The organism is Microbacterium aurantiacum (genome assembly GCF_002872075.1).
Lineage (GTDB): Bacteria > Actinomycetota > Actinomycetes > Actinomycetales > Microbacteriaceae > Microbacterium > Microbacterium aurantiacum_A.
The window spans coordinates 61,408-86,953 of record NZ_PGGU01000007.1 but is presented as its reverse complement, the minus strand read 5'-3'; the positions used below and the strand labels follow the sequence as shown (position 1 = coordinate 86,953).

24 protein-coding genes are annotated in these 25,546 nt (G+C 68.1%); 18 read left to right on the top strand and 6 right to left on the bottom strand.

The features are described 5' to 3' along the window. Nucleotides 1-9 precede the first annotated feature (9 nt). Genes tdh through CUR96_RS07310 form a run of 4 tightly spaced genes read left to right on the top strand, consistent with a single transcriptional unit; the run spans nt 10 to nt 3,118 of the window. Nucleotides 10-1,053 (top strand): L-threonine 3-dehydrogenase, encoded by a 1,044-nt coding sequence (gene tdh / locus CUR96_RS07325; RefSeq protein WP_102192650.1) that lies wholly within the window; start codon nt 10-12, stop codon nt 1,051-1,053. Next, nucleotides 1,053-2,231, top strand: coding sequence for a glycine C-acetyltransferase (locus CUR96_RS07320; RefSeq protein ID WP_102192649.1), 1,179 nt, complete (start codon nt 1,053-1,055; stop codon nt 2,229-2,231). Before tdh ends, CUR96_RS07320 begins: the two co-directional genes overlap by 1 nt. A gap of 60 nt (nt 2,232-2,291) precedes the next feature. Further along, a complete protein-coding gene (locus tag CUR96_RS07315; RefSeq protein ID WP_102192648.1) occupies nt 2,292-2,897 on the top strand; it encodes an ArsR/SmtB family transcription factor in 606 nt (201 codons plus the stop codon). 2 nt (nt 2,898-2,899) lie between these two features. Next, entirely contained in the window at nt 2,900-3,118 is a 219-nt protein-coding gene (locus CUR96_RS07310) for a hypothetical protein (protein WP_102192647.1), read from the top strand. Between the two features lie 10 nt (nt 3,119-3,128). Here CUR96_RS07310 and CUR96_RS07305 read toward each other — a convergent pair whose 3' ends face one another. Together CUR96_RS07305 and valS are read right to left on the bottom strand one after the other, a co-directional pair. Then, on the bottom strand, nt 3,129-3,344 hold the full coding sequence (locus tag CUR96_RS07305; RefSeq protein WP_102192646.1) for a hypothetical protein: 216 nt from the start codon (nt 3,342-3,344) through the stop codon (nt 3,129-3,131). Beyond that, nucleotides 3,344-5,968, bottom strand: coding sequence for a valine--tRNA ligase (valS, locus tag CUR96_RS07300; protein ID WP_102192645.1), 2,625 nt, complete (start codon nt 5,966-5,968; stop codon nt 3,344-3,346). The genes CUR96_RS07305 and valS overlap by 1 nt, the downstream gene beginning before the upstream one ends. Before the next feature lie 169 nt (nt 5,969-6,137). On the opposite strand from valS, the gene CUR96_RS07295 reads away from it, so the two are divergent. Genes CUR96_RS07295 through CUR96_RS07280 form a run of 4 tightly spaced genes read left to right on the top strand, consistent with a single transcriptional unit; the run spans nt 6,138 to nt 11,044 of the window. Next, nucleotides 6,138-7,751 carry an ABC transporter substrate-binding protein gene (locus CUR96_RS07295; RefSeq protein ID WP_102192644.1) on the top strand — a complete coding sequence of 538 codons (1,614 nt, stop codon included), beginning with the start codon at nt 6,138-6,140 and terminating at the stop codon, nt 7,749-7,751. Between the two features lie 43 nt (nt 7,752-7,794). Continuing rightward, nucleotides 7,795-8,742, top strand: a complete 948-nt coding sequence (locus CUR96_RS07290) for an ABC transporter permease (RefSeq protein ID WP_102192643.1) — start codon at nt 7,795-7,797, stop codon at nt 8,740-8,742. Continuing rightward, complete coding sequence (locus CUR96_RS18770) at nt 8,739-9,551, top strand: ABC transporter permease (protein WP_102192642.1); 813 nt, start codon at nt 8,739-8,741, stop codon at nt 9,549-9,551. The genes CUR96_RS07290 and CUR96_RS18770 overlap by 4 nt, the downstream gene beginning before the upstream one ends. After that, nucleotides 9,548-11,044 (top strand): dipeptide ABC transporter ATP-binding protein, encoded by a 1,497-nt coding sequence (locus CUR96_RS07280; protein WP_245861121.1) that lies wholly within the window; start codon nt 9,548-9,550, stop codon nt 11,042-11,044. Before CUR96_RS18770 ends, CUR96_RS07280 begins: the two co-directional genes overlap by 4 nt. A 12-nt stretch (nt 11,045-11,056) precedes the next feature. Here CUR96_RS07280 and CUR96_RS07275 read toward each other — a convergent pair whose 3' ends face one another. Then, nucleotides 11,057-11,707 carry a pentapeptide repeat-containing protein gene (locus tag CUR96_RS07275; protein ID WP_102192640.1) on the bottom strand — a complete coding sequence of 217 codons (651 nt, stop codon included), beginning with the start codon at nt 11,705-11,707 and terminating at the stop codon, nt 11,057-11,059. A 188-nt stretch (nt 11,708-11,895) separates the two neighbouring features. Here CUR96_RS07275 and CUR96_RS07270 point away from each other — a divergent pair, with 188 nt between their 5' ends. The 5 genes from CUR96_RS07270 (at nt 11,896) to ndk (ending at nt 18,679) form a co-directional block, all read left to right on the top strand. Beyond that, on the top strand, nt 11,896-12,789 hold the full coding sequence (locus CUR96_RS07270) for an endonuclease domain-containing protein (RefSeq protein ID WP_245861120.1): 894 nt from the start codon (nt 11,896-11,898) through the stop codon (nt 12,787-12,789). A 344-nt stretch (nt 12,790-13,133) separates the two neighbouring features. Beyond that, nucleotides 13,134-16,499 (top strand): isoleucine--tRNA ligase, encoded by a 3,366-nt coding sequence (gene ileS / locus CUR96_RS07265; protein ID WP_102192638.1) that lies wholly within the window; start codon nt 13,134-13,136, stop codon nt 16,497-16,499. Beyond that, nucleotides 16,496-17,848: a bifunctional folylpolyglutamate synthase/dihydrofolate synthase gene (locus CUR96_RS07260; protein ID WP_102192637.1), complete on the top strand. Its 1,353-nt coding sequence runs from the start codon at nt 16,496-16,498 to the stop codon at nt 17,846-17,848. The genes ileS and CUR96_RS07260 overlap by 4 nt, the downstream gene beginning before the upstream one ends. Further along, nucleotides 17,845-18,261, top strand: a complete 417-nt coding sequence (locus CUR96_RS07255) for a DUF4233 domain-containing protein (RefSeq protein ID WP_245861119.1) — start codon at nt 17,845-17,847, stop codon at nt 18,259-18,261. Before CUR96_RS07260 ends, CUR96_RS07255 begins: the two co-directional genes overlap by 4 nt. A 1-nt stretch (nt 18,262) precedes the next feature. Beyond that, on the top strand, nt 18,263-18,679 hold the full coding sequence (gene ndk, locus CUR96_RS07250; protein WP_102192635.1) for a nucleoside-diphosphate kinase: 417 nt from the start codon (nt 18,263-18,265) through the stop codon (nt 18,677-18,679). A gap of 60 nt (nt 18,680-18,739) precedes the next feature. Here ndk and CUR96_RS07245 read toward each other — a convergent pair whose 3' ends face one another. After that, nucleotides 18,740-19,351: a vitamin K epoxide reductase family protein gene (locus tag CUR96_RS07245; RefSeq protein WP_102192634.1), complete on the bottom strand. Its 612-nt coding sequence runs from the start codon at nt 19,349-19,351 to the stop codon at nt 18,740-18,742. A gap of 33 nt (nt 19,352-19,384) precedes the next feature. Then, nucleotides 19,385-20,500 carry a pentapeptide repeat-containing protein gene (locus CUR96_RS18870; RefSeq protein ID WP_432612417.1) on the bottom strand — a complete coding sequence of 372 codons (1,116 nt, stop codon included), beginning with the start codon at nt 20,498-20,500 and terminating at the stop codon, nt 19,385-19,387. Between CUR96_RS18870 and CUR96_RS07240 the strand changes: the two genes are divergently transcribed. Further along, nucleotides 20,432-22,132, top strand: coding sequence for an Rne/Rng family ribonuclease (locus CUR96_RS07240; RefSeq protein WP_432612416.1), 1,701 nt, complete (start codon nt 20,432-20,434; stop codon nt 22,130-22,132). The genes CUR96_RS18870 and CUR96_RS07240 overlap by 69 nt on opposite strands. Here the strand turns inward: CUR96_RS07240 and CUR96_RS07235 are convergent. Next, nucleotides 22,097-22,363: a DUF4031 domain-containing protein gene (locus CUR96_RS07235; RefSeq protein ID WP_102192632.1), complete on the bottom strand. Its 267-nt coding sequence runs from the start codon at nt 22,361-22,363 to the stop codon at nt 22,097-22,099. The two genes, CUR96_RS07240 and CUR96_RS07235, sit on opposite strands and share 36 nt — an antisense overlap. A gap of 235 nt (nt 22,364-22,598) precedes the next feature. On the opposite strand from CUR96_RS07235, the gene rplU reads away from it, so the two are divergent. The 4 genes from rplU to proB all read left to right on the top strand — a co-directional run bounded on the left by rplU (nt 22,599) and on the right by proB (nt 25,543). Continuing rightward, nucleotides 22,599-22,907: a 50S ribosomal protein L21 gene (gene rplU / locus CUR96_RS07230; RefSeq protein WP_102192631.1), complete on the top strand. Its 309-nt coding sequence runs from the start codon at nt 22,599-22,601 to the stop codon at nt 22,905-22,907. 19 nt (nt 22,908-22,926) lie between these two features. Next, the gene (gene rpmA / locus CUR96_RS07225) at nt 22,927-23,184 is read left to right on the top strand and encodes a 50S ribosomal protein L27 (protein ID WP_028501603.1); all 258 of its coding nucleotides are present in this window, start codon (nt 22,927-22,929) and stop codon (nt 23,182-23,184) included. 77 nt (nt 23,185-23,261) lie between these two features. Beyond that, on the top strand, nt 23,262-24,761 hold the full coding sequence (gene obgE, locus CUR96_RS07220) for a GTPase ObgE (protein WP_102192630.1): 1,500 nt from the start codon (nt 23,262-23,264) through the stop codon (nt 24,759-24,761). After that, nucleotides 24,758-25,543 (top strand): glutamate 5-kinase, encoded by a 786-nt coding sequence (gene proB / locus CUR96_RS07215; RefSeq protein ID WP_102192629.1) that lies wholly within the window; start codon nt 24,758-24,760, stop codon nt 25,541-25,543. Before obgE ends, proB begins: the two co-directional genes overlap by 4 nt. The last annotated feature ends 3 nt before the right edge of the window (nt 25,544-25,546 follow it).

The window sequence follows — 25,546 nt, the reverse complement described above, 5'->3', positions numbered from 1 at the left end:
GATCGAAGCATGAAGGCACTGTTCAAAGCTGAACGCGCAGCGGGACTCGAACTCGTCGATCGCCCGGATCCGGTGGCGGGTGCCGACGAGGTGGTCATCCGCGTGCTCCGGACCGGCATCTGCGGCACCGACCTCCATATCCGCCGTTGGGACGATTGGGCTGCTTCTGCGATCGAGGCGCCGCTGATCCCCGGACACGAGTTCTACGGCGAAGTCGTCGAGGTCGGACCCCTCGTGCACGACATCACCGTCGGTGACCGCGTCTCCGGAGAGGGACACATCGTGTGCGGCACGTGCCGCAACTGCCGTGCCGGCCGCCGCCAGATGTGCATCCGCACCATCGGGCTGGGGCTGCAGCGCGACGGCGCATTCGCCGAGTACCTCTCATTGCCGGCGACCAACGTCTGGGTGCACCACTCCGACGTGAGTCCGGAGCTGGGGGCGATCTTCGACCCGCTCGGCAACGCCGTGCACACCGCCCTGACCTTCCCGCTCATCGGCGAGGACGTCCTCATCACCGGGTGCGGACCGATCGGGCTGATGGCGATCGCCGTGGCACGTCACGCCGGCGCACGTTTCATCGTCGCCACCGACGTCAGTGCTCCACGGCTCGAGATGGCTCGGCAGATGGGCGCCGATGAGGTCGTCGACGTCTCGAAGCGCGACATCCGGGAGGCTCAAGCGACCCTCGGAATGCGCGAGGGCTTCGACATCGGATTCGAGATGAGCGGGGCCGCTTCCGCTCTGCCGGCGATGATCGACAACATGAACCACGGCGGACGCATCGCGATGCTCGGCCTGCCGACCAGCGGATTCGGCGTCGACTGGGGCAAGCTCGTCACGCACATGCTCACGATCAAGGGCATCTACGGCCGCGAGATGTTCGAGACCTGGAACGCGATGGGCGCGATGCTGCAGAGCAGCGCGACGCTGCGCGCTTCGATCGGGCGGGTCATCGCCGATGTGATTCCGGCGCGCGACTGGGAGAAGGGCTTCGCGGCTGCGGAGTCGGCGGGAACGGGCAAGATCATCCTCGATTGGACGGAGTTGTGATGTACGGGACTTTCCAGAAGCACCTGGCGACCGAGCTGGCCGCCATCGAGGATGCCGGGCTCACCAAGCATGAGCGCGGGATCCGCGGCCCGCAGCGGGCGGAGATCACCGCCGACGGTGCGGAGGTGCTGAACTTCTGCGCGAACAACTACCTGGGGCTCGCCGACGACCCGCGGATCCTGGATGCTGCGACCACGGCTCTGCAGGAGTGGGGCTACGGCCTCGCCAGCGTGCGCTTCATCTGCGGCACCCAGGAGCAGCACCTCGAGCTCGAACGTCGCCTCTCGGGCTTCCTCGGTACCGACGATGCCATCCTGTACTCCTCCTGTTTCGACGCGAACGGGGGAGTGTTCGAGACGCTGTTCGGTGCGGAGGACGCGATCATCTCCGACGAGCTCAATCACGCGTCGATCATCGACGGCATCCGGCTCTCGAAAGCCAGACGGCTTCGGTACCGCAACCGCGACATGGCCGACCTCGAGGAGCAGCTGCGGGCGGCGGCGGATGCGCGGTTCCGCGTGGTCGTCACCGACGGCGTGTTCTCGATGGACGGCTATATCGCCCCGCTCGCCGAGATCTGCGATCTGGCCGAGCGCTACGACGCGCTGGTGTTCGTCGACGACTCCCATGCCGTCGGCTTCGTCGGCGAGAACGGCCGCGGCACGCCCGAGCTCTGCGGCGTCGCGGACCGCGTCGACATCTACACCGGCACCTTCGGAAAGGCCCTGGGCGGCGCATCCGGAGGCTACGTCGCCTCGCACCGGGATGTCGTCGCACTGCTGCGCCAGCGTTCCCGGCCCTACCTGTTCTCCAACACGCTCGCGCCGGCGATCGTCGCGGGGACGCTGACCGCGCTCGACCTCGTCGAGGGCTCGGCCGATCTGCGGGCGCAGTTGCGGAACAACGCCGCACTGTTCCGCGAGCGGATGACCGCCGAGGGGTTCGATCTGCTTCCCGGTGAGCATCCGATCGTGCCGGTGATGTTCGGGGACGCATCGCTCACCGCACAGATCGCGAGAGAGATGCAGGCCCAAGGGGTGTACGTGACGGCGTTCAGCTTCCCGGTGGTCCCGCGGGGAGCGGCGCGGATCCGTGTGCAGCTTTCGGCCGCTCACACCCCCGAGCAGATCGAGCGATGCGTCGCGGCATTCGTGGCGGCCCGTGCGACTGTGGGCTGACACTCACACAATGCAAAGAAATACTTGCAAAGAAACACTTGCAAAGGTATCTTTGCAAGCATGCAAGATGACACTCAGGTACGGAAGCTCGATTCCAGCGCGCTGAAGGCTCTCGCACACCCGCTGCGCGTGCAGATCTTCGACCTGCTCGCCGCCCGGGGCCCGCAGACGGCGAGCTCGCTCGCTGCGCTTGTGGGCGAGACGTCCGGATCGACCAGCTATCACCTGCGAGCCCTCGCTGCCCATGGCCTCATCCACGAGGTCGAGGGGCGAGGCACCGCCCGGGAACGGTGGTGGGAGCGTCCGAAGGGTCGCATCGAGGTCCCGGGACCCGACGAGGCCATGTCGCCCGCGAATCGTGCCGCCGCTCAGATCGTGACTTCGGAGTTCTTCCGTCTTCGCCACGAGACCCTCATGGCTTACCTCAACCGGCCGCAGACGGACGTGCCGGAGGACTGGCGTGACGTCGGCCTCACGATGACGACTCACCTCGATATGACGGCCGCCCAGGTGATGGAGTTGCGCGAGGAGCTGGAGTCGATCGTCGAGAGTGCGATTCGGCGCTTCCGCGGGCAGACCGGACCCGATGTGCGTCGAGTGTCTCTGCGCGCCGAGATCTTCGACCTTCCGACGGCGGCCAGCCGCCGCACCAGCCCTGAGGAGTGATCATGACCACAGCCACACTTCGCCTCGCCGCCCCGACGCGCTTCGAGCGGTTTCTTCAGCAGCTCGCCCTCGGGCTCTCCCGGCACGTCGATCGACGCATCGCCGCCCGTGCCGAGCGCCGGGAGATCGCCCTCGACATGCTCCGCGAGCAGCAGGCGCGCCGACACGACCCGCGGGCCGTGGATCACGCCCTCGCGCAACTCGGGTTGCCGCGGCGCTGAAAAACCCGGATCAGTCCTCGAACGGCCGCGCGATCACGTCGCCCGAGGCGGTCTGCAGGACCTCCCAGCCCGAGTCGAGTTCCGCGGTCGCACGGCCCTCGAGCCAGGTGAGCGTCCAGTGGCCGCGCAGGCCGCGTGCCTCGACCTCGGCGATCGCCGGGCGCAGCGCCGCGGGTACCGAAGCCGGCGCCTCGGACCCAGCGGCCCAGCGCGTGCCCAGCTGCATCAGTTGTCCTCGCCCACGACGGGCTCGACGGGAGCGAGTTCGATCGCGGTGACCGCGAAAGCCTCTGCCTCGGAGAACTCCAGCTCGGCGATGCGTCCGACCGCACGCAGGTCGTCGGCCGCGGCGCGGAGCGCTTCGAGCTTCGCAGCGGGAGCCGCGATCGCCGCGCGGGCGACCGGCGTCTTCTGGGAGGCCTTCGCCTCGGTCTTCGCGCGACGGATGCCGATGAGCGCCTCGCTCGCGGCGGACAGGACCGCCGGGTCGCCGTCGAAGCCGAGCGGCTCCGGCCAGGCCGCCGTGTGCACCGACCCGTCCTCGAACCAGGACCATGCCTCCTCGGTCGCGAACGACAGCACCGGAGCGAGCAGCCGCAGCAGCGCCGAGAGAGCGAGACGCAGCGTGAGTGCGGCCGATGCCTGCCCGATGTCGGTCTGGTCGTACGCGCGCTCCTTGACGAGTTCGAGGTAGTCGTCGCAGAACGTCCAGAAGAACGCCTCGGTGATCTCGAGCGCCTTCGCCTGGTCGTAGTTCTCGTACGCCTTCGTCGCATCGCGGATCACGGCATCGAGGGCTGCGAGCATCGACGCATCCAGCGCGTGCGTGACCTGCGCGCCCTCGGGGACCGGGAACGACAGCACGAACTTCGCGGCGTTCAGCACCTTGATCGCCAGACGGCGGCCGATCTTCACCTGCGTCGGGTTCTGCGGGTCGAACGCGGCGTCCATCCCGAGACGGCTGGACGCGGACCAGTAGCGCACGGCATCCGAGCCATGGGATGCGAGGATGTCGGCCGGCGTGACGACGTTGCCCTTGGACTTCGACATCTTCTTGCGGTCGGGGTCGACGATGAAGCCGCTGATCGCGGCGTTGCGCCACGGCGCGCGGTCGTCCTCGAGAGTCGAGCGCAGCATCGTCGAGAACAGCCAGGTGCGGATGATGTCCTGGCCCTGCGGGCGGAGGTCGAACGGTGCGGTGAGGTTCCACAGCTCCTCGTCGCGCTTCCAGCCGCCGGCCAGCTGGGGAGTGAGGGACGACGTGGCCCAGGTGTCGAGAATGTCCGCCTCGGCGTCGAATCCGCCTGCGACACCGCGCTGTGCCTCGGTGTAACCTGCGGGCACGTCGGTCGTCGGGTCGATCGGCAGCATGGCGGCGTCGGGAGTCAGCACCCGTTCGTAGTCGCGTTCGCCGTTCTCATCGAGCGCGTACCAGAGCGGGATCGGCACGCCGAAGAAGCGCTGACGGGACACCAGCCAGTCGCCGGTGAGTCCGCCCACCCAGTTCTCGTAGCGCACGCGCATGAAGTCGGGATGCCAGGCGAGTCCGGCACCGTGGGCGATGAGCTCATCGCGGAGCTTCGCATCCCTGGCGCCGTTGCGGATGTACCACTGACGGGTCGAGACGATCTCGAGCGGACGGTCGCCCTTCTCGAAGAACTTCACCGCGTGGTTGAACGGCTTGCCGACGGCCGTCATGTCGCCGGTCTCCTGCAGCTTCTCCACGAGTGCCTTGCGCGCACTGAAGACCGTCTTGCCCCCCATGCTCTCGGCGTACCAGTCGCGGGCATCCGCACCCGACACCAGAGAGGGGGCTTCGGGGAGGAACCGGCCGTCCAGGCCGATCGTGGTCATGTTCGGCAGCGATTCGCCGGTCGTCGTGCGCAGCTCGCGCCACCAGATGATGTCGGTCACGTCACCGAAGGTGCAGACCATCGCGGCCCCGGTTCCCTTGTCTGGCTGGGCGAGGTGATGGCCGTGGATCTCGATCTCGGCGTCGAAGAACGGGGTGCGCACCTTCGTGCCGATGAGGTGCTTGTGGGGGCCCTCCGGATGCGTCACGATCGCGATGCACGCCGGCAGCAGCTCGGGGCGCGTCGTGTCGACGGCGATCGTGCCTGAGCCGTCCGCGAACGGGAACTCGATCGTGTGGAATGCCGCCTGCTGGTCGCGGTCCTCCAGTTCGGCCTGTGCGATCGCCGAGCGGAAGTCGACGTCCCACAGGGTCGGCGCCAGTGCCTGGTACGCCTCGCCGCGCTCGATGTTGCGCAGGAACGCGAGCTGGCTCTGACGGATCGTGTCGTCGGAGATGGTGCGATAGGTCTGGGTCCAGTCGACGCTGAGGCCGAGCTGGCGGAACAGGCTCTCGAACTGCTTCTCGTCTTCGACGGTCAGCCGCTCGCACAGCTCGATGAAGTTGCGACGGCTGATCGGCAGCTGATCGGCTGCACGGCTGGACTTGTTGTCACCGCCCTCGAACGGGGGAGTGAAGTCGGCATCGTAGGGAAGAGTCGGGTCGCAGCGGACGCCGTAGTAGTTCTGCACCCGGCGTTCGGTGGGCAGGCCGTTGTCGTCCCAGCCCATCGGGTAGAACACGGTCTTGCCGCGCATCCGCTCGAAACGAGCCTTGATGTCGGTGTGCGTGTACGAGAACACGTGCCCGATGTGCAGCGAGCCGGATGCCGTCGGCGGGGGCGTGTCGATCGAGTAGACGCCCTCGCGGCCGGCGGCAGCGGCGCGGATGCGGTCGAACAGGTACGTGCCCTGGTCGCGCCACGCGGCATCCCACTTCGCTTCGAGACCTTCGAGTGCGGGCTTGTCAGGAATCTGGTTCTGTACGGACGCGGCCATGGAGGTCTCCTCGAGCGATGTATGCGGCACTGTGTGAGCGTGCCTGAGTGTGGGTTGTGCGTTCAGTCTAACGGAGCGCCGAGGGCGCGGGATGAGGCGTAAATCGACCCCGTCCAAGAAGCGGCCGTAGACTGAGATGTCACCCCATCGCATCTTCCCGAGGACTTTCATGCGCATCTCGCTCCGGCGTCGCCTCCTGCCCTTCTTCGCGGTGTCCGCCGCCGCCGCACTCGCGTTGAGCGCCTGCGCCGCACCTGGTTCGACCGAGGAGGGTGGCGGCGAGGTCGTCTGGGGCGTCGACGGCAGCCTGCTGGCATCCGGCCACATGGACCCGCAGACCAGCCAGCTCGACATCTCCGCGGCCGTGCAGCGGGCGGTGCTCGATTCTCTGGTCTTCCAGAAGCCCGACGGCTCCTTCGCCCCCTGGCTGGCGACGGAGTGGACCGTCTCCGACGACAGCACGGAGTACACGTTCACGCTCCGCGACGATGTGACGTTCCACGACGGGGAACCGTTCGACGCCGCAGCGGTGAAGGCGAACTTCGATCGGATCATCGACCCAGAGACGGAGTCCGCGCAGGCCGCGAGCATGCTCGGCGGCGAGTTCTACGCGGGGACCGACGTCGTCGACGAGCACACCGTGACGGTGCGCTTCTCCCGGCCCTACGCGCCGTTCCTCCAGGCAGCGAGCACCGCACAGCTCGGCTTCTACTCGCCGAAGGTGCTCGCCGATTCCGCCGGCGAGCTGAAGGTCGGCGGCCCCGGGATCACGGTCGGAACAGGCCCGTTCGAACTCACCGAGTACACGCCGGAGCAGGAGATCGTCTACACGGCGAACGCCGACTACGAATGGGCACCCGAAGGCACCGAGAAGCCGGGATTCGAGACGCTGCGCGTGGAGATCCTCCCTGAGCCATCGGTGCGCGCGGGCGTCGTCAGCTCCGGAGAGGCCGACCTCGTCGGCCAGATCCCGCCGAACCTGGTCTCCACTCTCGGCGACGACGTGACGGTCGAGGCCGTCGAAGAGCCGGGTCTTCCCTACTCGCTGTACCTCAACGAGAAGCACGGCGTGTTCGCAGACGAGAAGGTGCGCCAGGCGTTCTCCCGTGCGATCGACATCGACGCGTCCGTCGAGGAGATCTTCTTCGGCGAGTACCCGCGTGCGTGGAGCATCCTCGGGCCGACGACGCCGGGCTACGACGCATCGCTCGAGGGCTCGTGGCCGATGGACCGTGAACTCGCGAACGCCCTGCTCGACGAGGCCGGCTGGACGCAGCGCGGTGCCGACGGCATCCGCATCAAGGACGGCCAGCGGTTGTCCGCGCGCTGGATCGCCTGGACGCCTATTCCCGACGACCGTGCCGCGCTGGCGAACGCCATCCAGTCCGACCTGAAGGAGGTCGGCTTCGAGATCACGCGCGAAGAGCTCGAGCCGGGCGCCTACAACGAGCAGTACGGACCGAAGACCTTCGACCTCACGGACTGGAGCTTCTCCGGCGTCGACGCCGATCTGCTGCGCAACCACCTGCACAGCGAGGGGTTCCAGAACGCCTCGCAGGTCACCGACCCTGCTGTCGACGAGCTGCTCGAGAAGGGCGTCGCGACGATCGATGCCGACGCACGCGCGGACGTCTACGCCGAGCTGCAGGAATGGAACGCCGAGCACGTCGCGATCGTGCCGCTGTACGTGCCGTCCGCCATCACGGCGGTCGGGGAGCGCATCTCCGGCCTGCAGTTCGACTTCTACGGGCGGCCGCTCTTCTTCGGCGTGACCGTCGAGTGACCCGGCGCGGCATCAGCGATACGATGCCGTGGTCAGGAGCGCAATGATCAGAAGGATCGTCGGGCACGCGGCATCCCTCGTCGTCGTGCTGTGGGGAGCGGCGACGCTCGCCTTCCTGGCGTTCCGGGTGATCCCCGGTGACCCGGTCGACGTCATGCTCGGGCCCCAGGCCCAGGTGAGCGAAGCGGTCAAGGACGGCATCCGAGCGGAGCTGGGGCTCGACCGGCCGCCGTTCGAGCAGTATGTCTCGTACCTGGGGCAGCTGCTGCGCGGTGACCTGGGCGAGTCATATCAGTTGCGGATGCCGGTTGCGGAGGTGATCGGCCGGCAACTCGGTGCGACCCTGCAGCTGACCGCACTGGCGCTGCTGATCGGCGCGCTGCTCGCTCTGGCGGCAGCGCTTCTCGCCCGCGGTGCCGTCTCACGCGGGGTCGTCGCGGGAATCGAGCTCGTCCTCCTCTCATCGCCGGTGTTCTGGATCGGCCTCGTGCTGCTGAGTGTCTTCGCGTTCGGCCTCGGGTGGTTCCCGGTCTCCGGCACGCGCAACCCGGCGACGATCGTGCTTCCGGCGGTGACGCTGGCGCTACCGGTGGCCGCCCTGCTCGGACAGGTGCTGCGGGACGGCATCGAGTCCGCTGAGCGCCAGCCCTTCGCGACGACCGTCCGCGCGCGCGGCGCGGGGCACGTGCGGCTCACCCTGCGCCACACGCTGCGGCACGGTGCCGCCGGCGCGCTCACGCTGACCGCCTACCTCGTCGGCTCGCTGCTCGGCGGTGCCGTGCTCGTGGAGACGGTCTTCGCGCGCCCGGGTCTCGGCAGGGTGACGCTGTCGGCGATCACCGACCGCGACCTCCCGGTGCTCAGCGGCATCATCCTGCTCAGCGCGTTCACATTCGTCGTCGTGAATCTCGCCGTCGAACTCGTGCATCCGCTGCTCGATCCTCGGATGCGGGCAACCGCGAGAACCTCGGACAGGAGGATCCCGGCATGAGCATCGGCCGTCGCATCCTTCTCGGCACAGCCGTGCTGGTCCTCGCGGTGATCGCCGTTGCGGCGCTGGCGCCCGACCTGATCGCCGCGCAGGATCCGCTGCGGACGGATGTGCGCGGCGCTTTGCAGGCGCCGAGCGCCGTGCACCCCTTCGGCACCGACCAGAGCGGTCGCGACGTCTTCTCGCGGGTCGTGCACGGGGCCGGCAGGTCGGTCGGCATCGGTCTGCTCGCGACCGGACTCGCCCTCGCCCTCGGCCTGCTGTTCGGCACCCTGGCGGGCATCGCGCCCCGTCCTGTCGACATCGTGGCGATGCGCATCACCGATGTGCTCCTCGCCTTTCCGGAGTTCCTCGTTGCACTGATCGTCGTCGCCGTGCTCGGGCCCGGCCCGGTGAACGTCGCGATCGCCGTCACGCTCGCCGCCGTGCCTGTGTATGTGCGCATGGGCCGCGTGCAGACGCGGACGCTCGCCGTCGCTGAGCATGTCGAAGCTGCTCGAATCCTCGGTGTGCCCCCGGGACGCGCGTTCCTCCGGCATGTTGTGCCCGGTGTGCTGGGGTCACTGAGCGTCCTCGCGACGATCGGCATCGGGTCCAGCATCCTCGCCGCTGCCGGGCTCAGCTTCCTCGGTCTCGGCCCGGCCGAACCATCGCCGGAATGGGGACTCATGCTCGCCGGTGGACGCAACGTCCTCGGGCAGGCGTGGTGGATCTCGGTCTTCCCCGGTGCGGCGATCACGCTCACGGTCGTATCGGCGACGATCGTCGGACGGTTGCTGCGGGCCCGTGCGGAGGGGAGGGGCTCGTGAGTGCGCTCGAGGTCAGCGACCTCTCCGTGACGATCGGTGGCGCCAGAGTGGTGGATGCCGTCTCCTTCACAGTGGGTCCGGGGGAGTGCGTGGCGATCGTCGGGGAGTCGGGTGCCGGCAAGTCGCTGACGGCGTCGGCTCTGCTGGGCCTGGCTCCGAGCGTGGCACGGGTCACCGCCGCGACCCTCGACGTCGACGGCGTCGATGCGCGGAGATACGGAGAGCGGGAGTGGCGGCGGCTGCGCGGGCAGCGGATCGCGCTCGTGTCGCAGGATGCTCTGGTCTCACTCGACCCGCTCCGCACCATCGGCGCAGAGATCGCCGAACCTTTGGAGATACATCGACGTCTCACGGCGGCTCAGCGGCGCGGTCGGGTTCTCGAGCTGCTCGACGCGGTGGTGATGCCGGACGCGGCGCGGCGAGTCGGGCAGTACTCGCACGAGCTGTCCGGGGGCCTGCGTCAGCGCGCCCTCATCGCCTCGGCGCTTGCGGGCGCTCCCGCTGTAGTCGTCGCGGATGAGCCGACCACAGCACTCGACGCGACCGTGCAGGCCCGCATCCTGGATCTGCTGCGAGGAATCGCGGATGAGGGCACTGCGGTGGTGTTCATCAGCCACGACTTCGCGGCCGTGCGCAGGATCGCCGATCGGGTGCTGGTCATGCGGAACGGCCGGGTGGTCGAGGCCGGCGCAGTCGAGCAGGTGCTCCAGGCCCCGCAGCACGAGTACACGCGGCAGCTCATCGCGGCGACGATGCACGAACCGCGGGGGACCGTCGACGGTGCCGGCGAGCCGGTGCTCACATCGGAGCGGGTGTCGAAATCCTTCGGGCGGATGCCGGCGGTGACCGAAGCGAGCTTTGTGGCGGGTCGCGGGCGGACGCTGGGGATCGTCGGGGAGTCCGGCTCCGGAAAGACGACGCTGTCTCGGATGCTCGTCGGAGTTGAGCATCCCGACGCCGGTGAGCTGCGCTGGAACGGCGCGCACCGGGTGCAGCTCGTGCACCAGAACCCGCTCGGCGCTTTCGATCCGCGGTGGACGATCGGCCGGTCACTGCACGAAGCGCTCGCCGCAGGCAAAGTGCCGCGCTCTCAGCGGTCGTCGCGGGTGACCGAGCTCCTCGCAGAGGTGGGCCTGGATGCCGCCCTCGCCGGTCGGCGGCCCGCCGCTCTCTCCGGCGGCCAGCGTCAGCGCGCCGCGATCGCTCGTGCCCTGGCCGCCGATCCGGACGTTCTCGTGCTCGATGAGCCGGTGTCGGCGCTCGACCCCTCGGTGCGCGAGCGGATCCTGCAGCTGCTGCGACAGCTGCAGCTCGACCGCGGGCTCACGATGATCTTCGTCTCGCATGACCTCGACGTGATCGCCGCAGTCGCGGACGATGTGCTCGTGATGCAGGACGGGCGGATCGTGGAGCAGGGCCGCACCGACGAGGTCTTCAGAGCGCCGCAGCATCCGTTCACTCGAGAACTGCTCGCGGCGAGCGTCGTGCCGTGAATTCCCTGCCTGTCAGCCCTTGATCTGAATGCCGAGCCCGGCCGCGATGACGGGCGCGAGCTGCTGCACCTGGAACTCGGTGAGCGTGGTTCCGCGCAGGCTGTTCGCGTCGAGGTAGGCGAGGGCGTCCAGTCCGCGCAGATCGACGTGGCTGGCACGCATGCCGCGCGGGTCGACCTCGTCGCTGCGCGTACTCGCGAAGCGCACGCGGGTGAGTTCGGCCTGGGGCATGTCGAGCGCGCGGATGCTGCATCCGATGACCTCGACATCCTCGGCTCGCGCCGCCCCGAGGTTCAGGTAGTCGATGCGCACGTCGCGCAGTTCTAGCTCAGCGATGCGGGCGCCGCTGAGGTCGAGGGTGCCGATGCGGCCGCCGGTGATTCGAAGGCGGCGGATCCCGGCGTCACGGAGCTTGAGGGACGCGACTCTCATATCTGTCATCGCGACATCGAGGATCGTGGCACCGGTGAGGTCGACGGTGTCGGCATCCGCCGTGATCACGCACTGCTCGAGCGTCGCGTAGGCGAGATCGGCGGAGCCCCCGAGTTCGAGGCGGGCGGCCAGCAGATCGGCCCGGCGCGAGGGGGCCGCCGGTGCGAGATCCTCCGGGAGGTCGGGTGCGGTGACGCGCGGCGCGACGGGGGATTCGGGGGAGCGGGCCATCCCTCGAGCGTAGGCGGTGGCGCGGACACGGGGAGGTCGCACCCATACACCTCACTCGGCCAAATGCGCTTCCCTCGGCCGGATCTCGGGAATAGGGCCGATGCAAGCGCACTTGGCCGAGGCTGGCGTAAGCGAAGACGCCCGCGATTGTTCCTGCACAGGTCCCGAATCTGTCGAGTTGTCCACGGATGCTGAAGTTGCGCGCCACCGAGGGATGGCGACCGGCGCAAACTGGCGCGATGCGAAGGAGCCTCGATGAGCTGATTGCGCTGATCATGGACCTGGGCGGGGTCGTGCGCGCCGCTCTCATCAACAAGCAAGGCTTCACACGTAGAACCGTGGACGCCGCGGTCGCGAGCGGCGCGCTCGTTCGCCCTCGCCGCGGGTGGCTGGCGTTGAGAGCAGCGGACGCTGTGCTGGTCGGTGCGGCGCGTCATGGGGTGGTGATCACATGCCAGACCCAGGCGCAGCGCCTTGGGCTCTGGCTGCATGATGCGACTGGTCAGCCGCACGTCGCGCTGTCCCCGAACGCCGCGAGCGGGCGTCGGTTGCAGGCGAAGATCCACTGGGGAAGCCCGATCGTCCCACGCCATCCCGATGCGCTCGTCGACCCGATCGAGAATGTCCTCGCGTATATCGCCGAGTGCGAACCGTTCGAACAGGCGCTCGCGACGTGGGAATCGGCACTCAACAAGTCGCTTGTGAATCTCGAGTCGCTGCAGGGATTCATGTGGAGGCCGGCGGCCCGCCGCATTCTGGAGCATGCAATGCCGTTCGCGGATGCGGGGCTGGAGACCTATCTGCGGGACCGATTGCGATGGCTGCGGGTGCCGATCCGGGTGCAGATCTGGATCGCCGGCCACCGCGTCGATGCGCTGATCGGGGATCGGCTCGTACTGCAGATCGACGGCGCGCATCACGTCGGGGCACAGCGAACCGAGGACATCCGCCACGATGCCGAACTGAAACTCATGGGGTATCACGTAATCCGAGTGTCGTACACGCAGATGATATTCGAGTGGGCGATGGTGCAGGACCTGATCATGCGTGCGGTGGCGCAGGGGCTGCACCGTGCCGCATGAGCTGTACGTCTCGCTCGGCCAAGTACGTCACGCTCGGGCGGATTCCGGAAATGTGGCCGAAGGAAGCGAATCTGGCCGAGGCTGGCGCACGGTAGAGATCGCGGATGCCGTAGGCGCGGCCTGCGCGTAGAATGAGAGCACAAGCACTGATCCGGCCATCACCGGGGAGCTCTCGGAAGAACGCAGGCGACTGCAAGTAGAACCGAGCGGGGCAGGCCCGTCATCGCCGCAGTGAGAGTGGTTGCGTCTCCAGGCGCAGCACGTGAGGTGGTACCGCGGTCCGCGAGGGTCGTCCTCGCAGCAGCATCCGCCCGTGCCACCAGCTCAGATCACTGCGAGACGACATGACATACCCGCGTTCATCCTTCGGCCCCGCCGCCGAGGCCACCGTCGTACCCAGCCCGCGCTTCCCCGAGATCGAGACAGACGTCCTCGAGTTCTGGAAGACGGATGACACGTTCCGCGCCTCGATCGAGCAGCGCGAGGGCGCGCCGGAGTGGGTGTTCTACGACGGTCCTCCGTTCGCCAACGGCCTGCCGCACTACGGCCACCTGCTGACCGGCTACGCGAAGGACGTGTTCCCGCGCTTCCAGACGATGATCGGGAACAAGGTCGACCGCGTCTTCGGATGGGACACCCACGGACTCCCGGCTGAGCTCGAGGCGATGAAGCAGCTCGGCATCACCGAGAAGAGCGAGATCGAGGCCATGGGCATCGATGTCTTCAACGCGAAGGCGAGAGACTCGGTTCTCACCTACACCCGCGATTGGGAGGACTACGTCACCCGCCAGGCCCGATGGGTCGACTTCGAGCGCGGCTACAAGACCCTCGACGTGGGATACATGGAGAGCGTCCTCTGGGCGTTCAAGACCCTCTACGACAAGGAACTCGCCTACGAGGGCTACCGCGTGCTGCCGTACTGCTGGCGTGACGAGACCCCGCTCTCGGCGCATGAGCTGCGCATGGACGACGACGTGTACCAGATGCGCCAGGACCCGTCGGTGACGGTCTCGTTCCCGCTCACCGGTGCGGATGCCGCGGCACAGGGGCTCGAGGGCGTACGCGTTCTCGCCTGGACGACGACACCCTGGACTCTGCCGACGAACCTCGCGCTCGCCGTGGGTCCGGCGATCGAGTACGTGGTGGTGCCCGCAGGGCCGAACGGCGTCGCCGAAGGGGCCGCCGAGGGCCGCTACCTGCTCGCGCGTGACCTTCTCGGCGGTTACGCGAAGGACCTCGGCTACGAGGATGCCGCCGCCGTGACGGCAGCGGTCGAGCGCACGGTCATCGGCTCCGACCTGGGCGGTCTCCGCTATGAGCCGCTCTTCGATTACTACGCCGACGTCGAGACCTACGGCACCGAGAACGCCTGGCAGATCCTCGTCGACGCCTACGTCACGACCACCGATGGCACCGGCGTCGTGCATCAGGCCCCGGCCTACGGTGAGGACGACCAGCGGGTCGCCGAAGCCGCCGGCATCCCGACGATCCTCTCCCTCGATGACGGCGGTCGCTTCCTGCCGAACGTCACCGATGTCGCCGGTGAGCTGTGGATGGACGCGAACACGCCGCTGGTGCGTCTTCTGCGCGGCGATGGCCGCCTCATCCGCCTGCAGAGCTACGAGCACTCCTACCCGCACTGCTGGCGGTGCCGGAACCCCCTGATATACAAGGCGGTGTCGAGCTGGTTCATCCGGGTCACCGACATCAAGGACGACCTGCTCGCGAACAACGAGCAGATCACCTGGGTGCCCGAGAACGTCAAGCACGGTCAGTTCGGAAAGTGGCTCGAGGGCGCACGGGACTGGTCGATCAGCCGCAACCGCTACTGGGGTTCGCCGATCCCGATCTGGAAGAGCGACGACCCGGAGTACCCGCGCGTCGACGCGTACGGGTCGCTCGCCGAGATGGAGCGCGACTTCGGCACGCTGCCGCGCAACCCCGAGGGCGAGATCGACCTGCACCGTCCTTACATCGACGACCTGACCAGGCCGAATCCCGACGACCCCACGGGCAGGAGCACGATGCGCCGCATCGAAGACGTCTTCGATGTGTGGTTCGACTCGGGTTCGATGCCGTACGCGCAGGTGCACTACCCGTTCGAGAATCAGGAGTGGTTCGACTCGCACTCGCCGGCGGACTTCATCGTCGAGTACATCGGGCAGACCCGCGGCTGGTTCTACGTCATGCACGTGCTGTCCACCGCGCTGTTCGACCGTCCCGCGTTCACCGGGGTCAGCTGTCACGGCATCGTGCTGGGCTCCGACGGCTACAAGATGTCGAAGTCGCTGCGCAACTACCCGGACGTCTCCGAGGTGCTCGACCGCGACGGCTCCGACGCGATGCGCTGGTTCCTGATGTCGAGCTCGGTGCTGCGCGGTGGGAACCTCGCGGTCACGGAGGAGGGCATCCGCTCCGGTGTCCGCGAGTTCCTCCTGCCGCTGTGGAATTCCTGGTACTTCTTCGCGACCTACGCCAACGCTTCCGGCGGGGGCTACGAGGCCACCTGGCGCACCGATTCCACCGACGTGCTCGACCGTTACATCCTCGCCCGGCTCGGCGACCTCGTCCGCGAGGTGCGCTCCGACCTGCAGGGACTGGATTCGACCACCGCGGCTGGGCGCCTCCGCGAGTTCGCCGAGACGCTGACGAACTGGTACATCCGGCGCTCGCGCGACCGCTTCTGGGTCGGCGTGACCGAGGATCCGAAGAGCCGTGAAGCCTTCGACACGCTGTACACCGTGCTCGAGACCCTGAGCCGGGTGGCGGCTCCGCTCGTTCCGCTCGTCAGCGAGCGGGTCTGGCAGGGCCTCACCGGCGGCCGGAGCGTCCACCTGACGGACTGGCCGGATGCCACGGCGTTCCCCGCCGCGGACGAGATCCGAGATGCGATGGATGCGGTGCGCGAGCTCTCCAGCGTCGGCAACGCGCTGCGCAAGAAGGAGAAGCTGCGGGTGCGGCTGCCGCTCGCCCGGCTCACGATCGTGTCGCCACTGGCCTCGTCGCTCGGCCAGTTCGAGGACATCCTGCGCGAGGAACTCAACGTGAAGAACGTCGAACTGGTGCAGCTCGGGGAGAACGCCGCGGCCGAATACGGCGTCAGCCACCGCCTCAGCGTCAACGCCCGGGCTGCCGGTCCGCGCCTCGGTAAAGAGGTGCAGAAGGTCATCCAGGCGGCGCGCGGCGGGTTCTGGACCGAGGAGAACGGGATCGTCACCGCCGACGGCATCGCGCTGGAGCCCGGCGAGTACGAGCTGGTCCTGGAGACCACGGGCCGTCCGGAGGGCGAGGCTCTGGCCATCGTCCCGAGTGGTGGCTTCGTGCTGCTCGACACCGCCCTCACTCCCGAGCTGAAGGCCGAAGGCCTCGCGCGCGACGTGATCCGCGCGGTGCAGGACAGCCGCAAGTCCGCGGACTTCGACGTCAGCGACCGCATCCGTCTGGAGCTGTGGTTCTCTGATCTCGACGATCTGTTCGCGGTCAAGAGCGCATTCGCAGTCGCGGGCGTCGCCGAGGAGACCCTCGCAGTCTCGTACTCGCTCGGGGCGAAGGACGAGGTCGTGCTGGAGCACGGCGGCGGTGATTGGGGGCGGCAGGAGGGCGGCTTCGAGTACGAGGCCGTTGTCGAAGCGGGCACCTACGCCAACGTCGGGAACATCCGTGTGAGCATCGCCCGAGAGGGCTTCGAGAAGAACGGGACAACAGCATGAGCGACCGGGCACGCGCAGACGCCGTCTACGAGGCCCTGCTCGCCCGAGCGGGCGAGCGGTGGGTGCAGCCGCGCAAGGAGCGCACCGCGCGCATCCTGGCGTTTCTCGACGACCCGCAGCGCACGTATCGGGTCGTGCACATCACGGGGACCAACGGCAAGACGTCGACGGCCCGGATGATCGAGAGCCTGCTGCGCGCCCACGATCTGCGCACCGGCCTGTTCACCAGTCCGCACCTGGAGCGCTTCACGGAGCGCATCATGATCGACGGCGAGCCGATCGACGATGCGGCCGTCGCGGATGCCTGGGACGAGATCGAGCCTTTCGTCGACATCGTCGACGCCGAGTTCGAGGCAGCGGGCGATGCCCCGCTGACGTTCTTCGAACTGCTCACCGTGCTGGCGTTCGTGGCGGCGGCGGACGCGCCGGTCGACGTGCTCGTGCTCGAGGTCGGGATGGGCGGCGAGTGGGATTCGACGAACACCGCCGACGGCGACGTCGCCGTGTTCACGCCGATCGACATCGACCACGCCGACCGCCTGGGCTCGACGATCGCCGAGATCGCCCGAGTCAAGGCCGGCATCATCAAGGAGGGCGCGGCTGTCGTCTCCGCCCAGCAGCCCGCGGAGGCGATGGAGGTCCTGCGTCGGGTCGCGGCCCAGAACGGCGCGACGATCGCATTCGAGGGCGCGGAGTTCGGTCTCGTCGATCAGAAGCTCGCCGTGGGCGGACAGCTGCTCACCGTCCGCGGGCTCGCGGGGGAGTACATCGAGGAGTACCTGCCGCTGTACGGCGCTCACCAGGGTCACAACGCGGCTCTGGCCGTGGCCGCGGTCGAGTCACTCATCGGCGGAGGGTCGCAGCGCATCGCGGCCGACGTGATCTCCGAAGGGCTGCAGGGGGCGACCTCGCCGGGCCGCCTGCAGCTGCTCGGGATCGCGCCGACGGTGATCGTCGACGCCGCGCACAACCCGCACGGGGCCGCCGCTCTCGCCCTTGCCCTCGACGACAGCTTCGACTTCGACGAGTGGGGGATCGTTCTGGGCATCCTCTCCGACAAGGATGCCGCCGGCATCGTCGCCCGCCTGGCTCCGGCCGCGGCGCATGTCTTCGCGACCGCGCCGGACTCGGAGCGGGCCAGCGACGCGGATGTCATCGCCGACCTGGTCGAGCAGATCGGCGGGCGGGCGACCGTGCACCCGACGCTCGCCGAAGCGGCGGAGGCGGCGCGCGAATGGGCCGCATCCTCCGATCGCCGAGCCGTCGCCATCGCCGGATCCGTCGTGCTCGCCGGCGAGGCGATCGCGCTGGCCGAGACCGAGGATTGGAAATCCGGGTGGAGCGCATGAGCGCGCAGGCGCGTCCACCGCGTCCGCCGCGGACACTCGTGCAGAAACTCGCACCGATCGTGCTCGGCTTCGAGGCGATCGTGGTGCTGCTCGTGGGTCTCACGATCTTCGGGCTCAAGAGGCTGCCGGACGGCATCGAGCAGTGGTGGGCGATCGTCGCGGGAGCGGTGGTCGCCCTGGCGTGCATCGCCATCGCGGGCATGATCACCCGGCCGTGGGCGATCGGCGCGGGCTGGACGATCCAGGCGATCATCGCCCTGTCGGCGTTCTTCGAGCCGACGATCGTCATCGTCGTCCTGATTTTCGGCGGCATGTGGGGGTATGCGACGATCATGGGGGCTCGGTTGGACGCACGACGTCCGGCGGAGCCCATGACCGAGACTCAGACTCGTACTCAGACAGAGAGTGAATGACATGGCCACCGAAGAAACCCTCGTCCTCGTCAAGCCCGACGGCGTCGCCCGCGGACTCACCGGTGCGATCCTCGCGCGCATCGAGGCGAAGGGCTACGCCCTCGTCGACATCCGCCTCGTCGATCCCGACCGCGACCTCCTCGCCGCGCACTACGCAGAGCACGAGGGCAAGCCGTTCTACGAGCCGCTGCTGGAGTTCATGCTCTCCGGCCCGTCGGTCGCGATCCGCCTGGCCGGCAACCGCGTGATCGAGGGCTTCCGCTCGCTCGCGGGCACGACCGACCCGACCACGGCCGCTCCCGGCACGATCCGCGGCGACTTCGGACGCGACTGGGGTCTCAAGGTGCAGCAGAACCTCGTGCACGGCTCGGACAGCCCCGAGTCCGCCGCGCGTGAGCTCGGCATCTGGTTCGACTGATCGAGCCGACACGAAAGCCCGTCCGCTTCCGCGGACGGGCTTTCGTGTCGCGGTCCGACGTCAGAACAGGATGCGCGCCATCTCGCCGAGGAAGTCGAGGTCCTGGAGCTGCGCCAGCAGGATGAGGACGGCGTATGCGACGATCGTCGCCAGCGGCACCCAGATCATCATCCGTCCGGCGCGCTCCTGGGCCTTCACCGAAGAGGTGAAGGTGCCGTTGCGGGCGAGATGCACCATGGTGGCGAAGAACGTCGGGATCGTCACGGCCCAGGTCACCATGCACCAGGGGCACAGCACGAGCAGGTCGTAGAGACTCTGCCCGATCAGCCAGCACACGAATCCGAAGGCGAACGTGATGCCGACGCCGAAGGCGGCCCAGAACCAGCGGGGGAATCGTGCTCCGGCGAGGATCGCCACGCCCACGACGAGGGGCGCCATCCAGCCGGTGAGACCGAGGATCGGATTGGGGAATCCGAAGACGGAACCCTGCCAGGACTGCAGGTTGGTGCTGCACTGGATGAAGGGACTGAGGTCGCAGGCCAGCGCCTCCTCAGGATTCTCCAGCAGCGCGAATTTCTCGATGGTGAGCTGGAAGGCAGCGAACCAGCCGACGACGCCGGCGACGATCAGCCAGATGGCGAAGGCGACCGGGCGGGGGCGATGTTCGCTCATCTGGGGATTCTCCACGCTCATATCGCGATTATCTCAGCGTCGGCTATGCGCGGGACGTGAAGCGCGCCGGATGTGCAGCGTACGGCGCGCGCGAGCCGGGATGCCGCGAACCGGCGCACTTGGTGCGATAATGATCTGTGATGCATCACGCGGCGCTGCCGTGGCACGCATCGACGCAGACTTCGGGGTCCTATGCCCCACGTGACCAGAGCCATGAGCCGGTCGCACACCGAGTGAGTTCGCGGCACCTGCGGGTGTCGCACGAGATTTCGCGGAGCACGCAGTGCCCCGCGCAGGGAGCAGCCAGAGATGGCCGATGACAACAATGACAACAACGTACCTACCCTCGACTTCCCGGCTTACGCCGCGGAGCCGCTGACGGAGTCGGCGGCTCCTCCCGAGGAGTCCGCCGCAGAGACGACCGTCGAGCGGGCAGAGTCTGCGGAGGGTGGCGCCGAGTCCCTCGAGGAATCGGCCCCTGCTGAGGATGCTCCTGCTGAGGATGCTCCCGCGGAGGACGCTCCTGCGGAGGACGCTCCTGCGGAGGACGCTCCTGCGGAGGACGCTCCTGCTGAGGATGCTCCTGCTGAGGAAGCTCCTGCTGAGGAAGCTCCTGCTGAGGATGCTCCCGCCGAGGAAGCTGCCGCCGAGCCGGTACCGCTCACGGCTGTCTCGCTCGGGCTCCTCCCCGAGGTCTTCGTGTCGCAGGTGTCCACCCGGCTCGCGTTCTACGCGCCCGAGATCGTGCCGCTCCCGGCGCGCCAGGGTCGCGAGCGCAGCTTCGACCGCGGTCCGGACCGCGGTTTCGACCGCAGCATCGAGCGCGAGGCGGAAGAGCCGGCGTCGGCTCGTCGTGGCCGTCGTCGTCGTGGCGGAGTCGAAGTCGACGAGCAGCCGCGCGAAGAACCGCGTCAGCGCCAGCGCGTCGTCGAGTACATCACCGAGCCGAAGGCCATCAAGGGGTCGACCCGGCTCGAGGCCAAGAAGCAGCGCCGCCGCGACGGGCGTGACGCCGGTCGTCGTCGTCCCGTCGTCACCGAGGCCGAGTTCCTCGCCCGTCGTGAGTCGGTCGACCGCAAGATGGTCGTCCGCTCCAAGAACGGCCGCACTCAGATCGGCGTCCTCGAGGACGGCGTGCTCGTCGAGCACTACGTCGCCCGCAACCAGGACGCGTCCCTGATCGGCAACGTCTACCTCGGCCGCGTGCAGAACGTGCTCCCGAGCATGGAAGCCGCCTTCGTCGACATCGGCCGCGGCCGCAACGCCGTGCTGTACTCCGGTGAGGTCGACTGGGACGGCGTCGAGACCGGCAATCAGCCCCGCCGCATCGAACTGGCTCTCAAGCCCGGTGACCGTGTGCTCGTCCAGGTCACCAAGGATCCGATCGGCCACAAGGGCGCTCGGCTGACCAGCCAGATCTCGCTCCCCGGCCGGTACCTGGTGTACGTGCCCGGCGGCTCAATGAACGGCATCAGCCGCAAGCTCCCAGACAACGAGCGGGCACGCCTAAAGCGCATCCTCAAGGAGGTTCTCCCCGAGTCCAGCGGCGTGATCGTCCGCACCGCGGCCGAGGGCGCCACCGAGGACCAGCTGACGCGCGACGTGCAGCGGCTCACCTCGCAGTGGGAGCACATCCAGAAGCAGGTCGAGAACCAGCAGGCTCCGGCGCTCCTGCACGCCGAGCCCGACCTCCTCGTCAAGATCGTCCGCGACGTCTTCAACGAGGACTTCACGAAGATGCTCATCCAGGGCGACGAGTCGCAGCGCACCATCCGCTCGTACCTCGAAAGCGTCGCGCCTGATCTTCTGGAGCGCCTAGAAGCATACGAGGACGAGACGGACCCCTTCGACGCGTTCCGCATCACGGAGCAGATCGAGAAGGCGCTGGACCGCAAGGTGTGGCTGCCCTCGGGTGGCTCCCTCGTGATCGACCGCACCGAGGCGATGACCGTCGTCGACGTGAACACCGGCAAGTTCGTCGGCTCCGGTGGAAACCTCGAGGAGACCGTCACCAAGAACAACCTCGAGGCCGCCGAGGAGATCGTCCGTCAGCTGCGGCTGCGCGACATCGGCGGGATCATCGTCGTGGACTTCATCGACATGGTGCTCGAATCCAACCGCGACCTCGTGCTGCGCCGTCTCATCGAATGCCTCAGTCGCGACCGCACCAAGCACCAGGTCGCCGAAGTGACCTCGCTGGGCCTCGTGCAGATGACGCGCAAGAAGCTCGGGCTCGGGCTGCTCGAGACGTTCAGCGAGGCGTGCGACGTGTGCGCCGGCCGTGGCGTCATCGTGCACCACGATCCGGTCGTCAAGCACCGCTCCAGCTCGAACGGCAATGGAAACGGCAACGGCAACGGGCAGGCCGGCAACCGTCGCCAGCGCGGCGGCAACGGGCAGAGCCAGAGCGCTCCGCCCGCGAGTGCCGTCACCCACAGCATCCCCGAGGGGGCGAAATCGGCGCTCGCGCAGATCGCCGCATCCACCCTCGCACCCAGTGTCGAGGAGACCGCGGAGCCCGTCGCCGCCGTCGAGCCGGTGCAGCCGACTCAACCGGAGCGTGCGAAGAAGCCGCGCAAGAAGCGTCCTTCAGACCGCAATGCGGCCAAGTCCCCGGCCGAGCAGTTGCTCGACTCGGTGCTCGACGCTCTTCCTGAGCCCAAGGCTCCCGGGCAGGGGCGTGGACGCCGTCGGGTGAGCACGGCCGCGCTCACCGGTACTCCCGTTTCGGTGAACGCCGAGACGTCAGCGCCGGTCGCGGGCGGGAATCCTGAGTCCTGAGGCGATCAGCCTCCGGACCAGCTCCTTGCCGCCCACCGGCTCTGCGCCCCCGGCGACGAGCCGGGGGATGAGCTCCGCCGGCACGTCGTAGTGGTCGAGATCGAAGGATCGCGCAGGCAGGTCGTGAGTCCTGGCGAAGGCATGCAACTCGGCCAGGCTCTCATCGCTGACGAGGTGCGCCCACAGCCTCCCGTGGGCGGGCCACAGCGGGTCATCGACGAGAACGGTCACGTCGACAGCCTATTGGCGCCCGTGCAGCGCGGGGCGGACCGGACACACCGTCCGGCTCGCTTTGCGACATGGTCCGGCATCCGGTAAAGTAGTCCCTTGGTGCGTATGCCGTTCCGTCCTCGTCGGTCGGTGCGGAGAGTCTTGTGTTCGCACCCATCGCCCAGCGATGAAAGCAAGCAACAGTCTTCCCGTGAGATTCTCGGAGCCGTGAGCTCCCCAACGAAACAGGTATGAAGTGGTTTACGCAGTAGTGCGCGCCGGTGGCCGGCAGGAGAAGGTGGAGGTCGGCACCATCGTTCAGCTCGACCGTGTTCAGGCTGCCCAGGGCGAGAACATCGAGCTGCCCGCCGTGCTGCTCGTCGACGGCACCACGGTGACCACCGACGCCGACAAGCTGGCGAAGGTCAAGGTCACGGCTGAGGTCATCGGCAACCTCCGCGGCCCGAAGATCATCATCCAGAAGTACAAGAACAAGACCGGCTACAAGAAGCGCCAGGGGCACCGTCAGGAGCTCACGCGCGTCAAGATCACCGGCATCAAGTAAGCACGGAGGAGACGAAGACATGGCACACAAAAAGGGCGCGAGCTCTACCCGCAACGGTCGTGACTCCAACGCACAGCGACTTGGCGTCAAGCGCTTCGGCGGTCAGCAGGTCCTCGCCGGCGAGATCATCGTCCGCCAGCGCGGCACCCACTTCCACCCCGGCGTGAACGTCGGCCGCGGTGGCGACGACACGCTGTTCGCTCTCGCAGCGGGCGCAGTGCAGTTCGGCGCGAAGGGCGGCCGCAAGGTCGTCAACATCGTCGCCGCTGCTGAGTAATCTCAGCACAGCAGAAATCATCCGGTTCGGGGCGGGCTTCGGCTCGCCCCGTCCGTGTATCCAAGGGAGTTTTCGACATGGTCTCATTCGTCGACACCGTGACGCTGCATCTGCGCGCGGGCAAGGGCGGCGGCGGCTGTGTCTCGGTGCACCGGGAGAAGTTCAAGCCGCTCGGCGGCCCCGATGGGGGCAACGGCGGCGACGGCGGTGACATCGTGCTGGTCGCGGATCCGCAGACCGGCACGCTCCTGACGTACCACCATGCTCCGCACCGTTCCTCGGGCAACGGCGGACCCGGCATGGGCGATCACCGCTCCGGCGCGCTGGGCGAGACCCTCGAGCTGCCCGTGCCCGTCGGCACCGTGGTGAAGAACCCCGCCGGCGAGGTGCTGATCGACATGATCATCCCCGGCGAGCGATTCGTCGTCGCCAAGGGCGGACAGGGCGGTCTCGGCAACGCGGCGCTCGCCTCTCCGAAGCGCAAGGCACCCGGCTTCGCGCTGCTCGGCACGCCCGGCTTCGAGGGCGACGTCATTCTGGAACTGAAGACAGTGGCGGATGTCGCCCTCGTCGGATATCCCTCCGCGGGCAAGTCGAGCCTGATCGGTGCGATCTCGGCCGCACGGCCGAAGATCGCCGAGTACCCGTTCACGACGTTGCACCCCAACCTCGGCGTCGTTCAGGCCGGCGAGGCCCGTTACACGGTCGCCGACGTTCCTGGACTGGTCGAAGGCGCCAGCGAGGGACGCGGACTCGGACTCGAGTTCCTGCGCCACGTCGAGCGCTGCTCCGCCCTGCTGCACGTCCTGGACTGCGCCACGCTGGAATCAGGGCGCGACCCGATCTCCGACCTCGACGTGATCCTCACCGAGCTCGCGGCCTACGAGGTTCCAGAGGGCCAGACGCCGCTTCTGGAGCGCCCGCAGCTCATCGCCCTGAACAAGATCGATGTGCCAGAGGCCCGTGAGCTCGCCGAGCTCGTCCGCCCCGACCTCGAGGCTCGAGGCTTCCGCGTCTTCGAGATCTCCACCATCTCCCACGAGGGACTCCGACCGCTCACCTACGCACTCGGCGAGATCGTCGAGAAGCACAAGGCCGAGACTGCGGTCGATGTGCCGAAAGAGCGGGTCGTCATCCGCCCGAAGGGCTCCAAGAAGGAGTTCACGATCCGCATCGACGGCGGTTCCTACGGCAACTACTACCGCGTCCTCGGTGAGAAGCCGGTGCGGTGGATGCAGCAGACGGACTTCCAGAACGAGGAGGCCATCGGCTACTTCGCCGATCGCCTCGAGAAACTGGGTGTCGAGGACGAGTTGTTCCGTCTCGGCGCGACCCCGGGCTCGACCGTCGTCATCGGCGAGGGCGACAGCATGATCTTCGACTGGGAGCCGACCATGCGCTCCGCGGCCGAGCTCATGACCGCTCCTCGCGGAACCGACCCTCGACTCGCCCCGAACGCCCGACGCACCACGACCGAGCGTCGTGAGCAGTACTACGAGCGGATGGATGCGAAGTCGGAAGCACGTGCGGAACTGGAGGCCAAGCGTCGCGCCAGCAATCTGGGAGCCGACGAGTGACGGCTCGCGTCAGGGCTGATCTCGCGACCGCCGCGCGCATCGTCGTGAAGGTCGGCTCCTCATCGATCAGCGGTGAGTCGTCCTGGCGCATCCCGGTGCTCGTGGAGGCTCTGGCGGCTGCGCACGCGCGCGGCACCGAGGTGGTGCTCGTCTCCTCGGGGGCGATCGCCTCCGGCATCCCGCTGCTGAAGCTCGATGCCCGTCCCACGGACCTCGCCACGCAGCAGGCGGCCGCAGCGGTCGGGCAGAACGTGCTCATCTACCGCTACCAGGAGGCGTTGCACGCCTTCGGGATCATCGCCGGTCAGGTGCTGCTGACGACGGGCGACCTGGAGAATCCGACCTCTCGGAGCAACGCCCGTCGCGCGATGGAACGGCTCCTCGGCCTGCGCATCATCCCGATCGTCAACGAGAACGACACCGTCGCCACGCAGGAGATCCGCTTCGGAGACAACGACCGCCTCGGCGCGCTCGTCGCGCAGCTGGTCGGCGCAGACGCCCTGGTGCTGCTCAGCGACATCGAGTCGCTGTACACGAAGCCGCCGTCCGACCCGGGCGCGACGCCGATCGACGTCGTCGCCGCCGACGCGGATCTCGCCGGCCTCGAATTCGGAGCGACCGTCGTGAACAGCGTCGGCACCGGGGGAGCGGCGACGAAGGTGTCTGCCGCCAGGCTGGCGGCAGCATCCGGAATCGGCGTGCTGGTGACCAGCGCCGACCTCGTCGACAGGGCCCTCGCCGGCCACGACATCGGCACCTGGTTCGAACCCGCCGCTGGCTAGACT

Coding starts and splice junctions, on each gene's coding strand:
- tdh (WP_102192650.1), top strand. CDS start 10: ATGAAGGCACTGTTCAAAGCTGAACGCGCAGCGGGACTCGAACTCGTC.
- CUR96_RS07320 (WP_102192649.1), top strand. CDS start 1,053: ATGTACGGGACTTTCCAGAAGCACCTGGCGACCGAGCTGGCCGCCATC.
- CUR96_RS07315 (WP_102192648.1), top strand. CDS start 2,292: ATGCAAGATGACACTCAGGTACGGAAGCTCGATTCCAGCGCGCTGAAG.
- CUR96_RS07310 (WP_102192647.1), top strand. CDS start 2,900: ATGACCACAGCCACACTTCGCCTCGCCGCCCCGACGCGCTTCGAGCGG.
- CUR96_RS07305 (WP_102192646.1), bottom strand. CDS start 3,344: ATGCAGCTGGGCACGCGCTGGGCCGCTGGGTCCGAGGCGCCGGCTTCG.
- valS (WP_102192645.1), bottom strand. CDS start 5,968: ATGGCCGCGTCCGTACAGAACCAGATTCCTGACAAGCCCGCACTCGAA.
- CUR96_RS07295 (WP_102192644.1), top strand. CDS start 6,138: ATGCGCATCTCGCTCCGGCGTCGCCTCCTGCCCTTCTTCGCGGTGTCC.
- CUR96_RS07290 (WP_102192643.1), top strand. CDS start 7,795: ATGATCAGAAGGATCGTCGGGCACGCGGCATCCCTCGTCGTCGTGCTG.
- CUR96_RS18770 (WP_102192642.1), top strand. CDS start 8,739: ATGAGCATCGGCCGTCGCATCCTTCTCGGCACAGCCGTGCTGGTCCTC.
- CUR96_RS07275 (WP_102192640.1), bottom strand. CDS start 11,707: ATGGCCCGCTCCCCCGAATCCCCCGTCGCGCCGCGCGTCACCGCACCC.
- CUR96_RS07270 (WP_245861120.1), top strand. CDS start 11,896: ATGCTGAAGTTGCGCGCCACCGAGGGATGGCGACCGGCGCAAACTGGC.
- ileS (WP_102192638.1), top strand. CDS start 13,134: ATGACATACCCGCGTTCATCCTTCGGCCCCGCCGCCGAGGCCACCGTC.
- CUR96_RS07260 (WP_102192637.1), top strand. CDS start 16,496: ATGAGCGACCGGGCACGCGCAGACGCCGTCTACGAGGCCCTGCTCGCC.
- CUR96_RS07255 (WP_245861119.1), top strand. CDS start 17,845: ATGAGCGCGCAGGCGCGTCCACCGCGTCCGCCGCGGACACTCGTGCAG.
- ndk (WP_102192635.1), top strand. CDS start 18,263: ATGGCCACCGAAGAAACCCTCGTCCTCGTCAAGCCCGACGGCGTCGCC.
- CUR96_RS07245 (WP_102192634.1), bottom strand. CDS start 19,351: ATGAGCGAACATCGCCCCCGCCCGGTCGCCTTCGCCATCTGGCTGATC.
- CUR96_RS07240 (WP_432612416.1), top strand. CDS start 20,432: ATGGTCGTCCGCTCCAAGAACGGCCGCACTCAGATCGGCGTCCTCGAG.
- rpmA (WP_028501603.1), top strand. CDS start 22,927: ATGGCACACAAAAAGGGCGCGAGCTCTACCCGCAACGGTCGTGACTCC.
- obgE (WP_102192630.1), top strand. CDS start 23,262: ATGGTCTCATTCGTCGACACCGTGACGCTGCATCTGCGCGCGGGCAAG.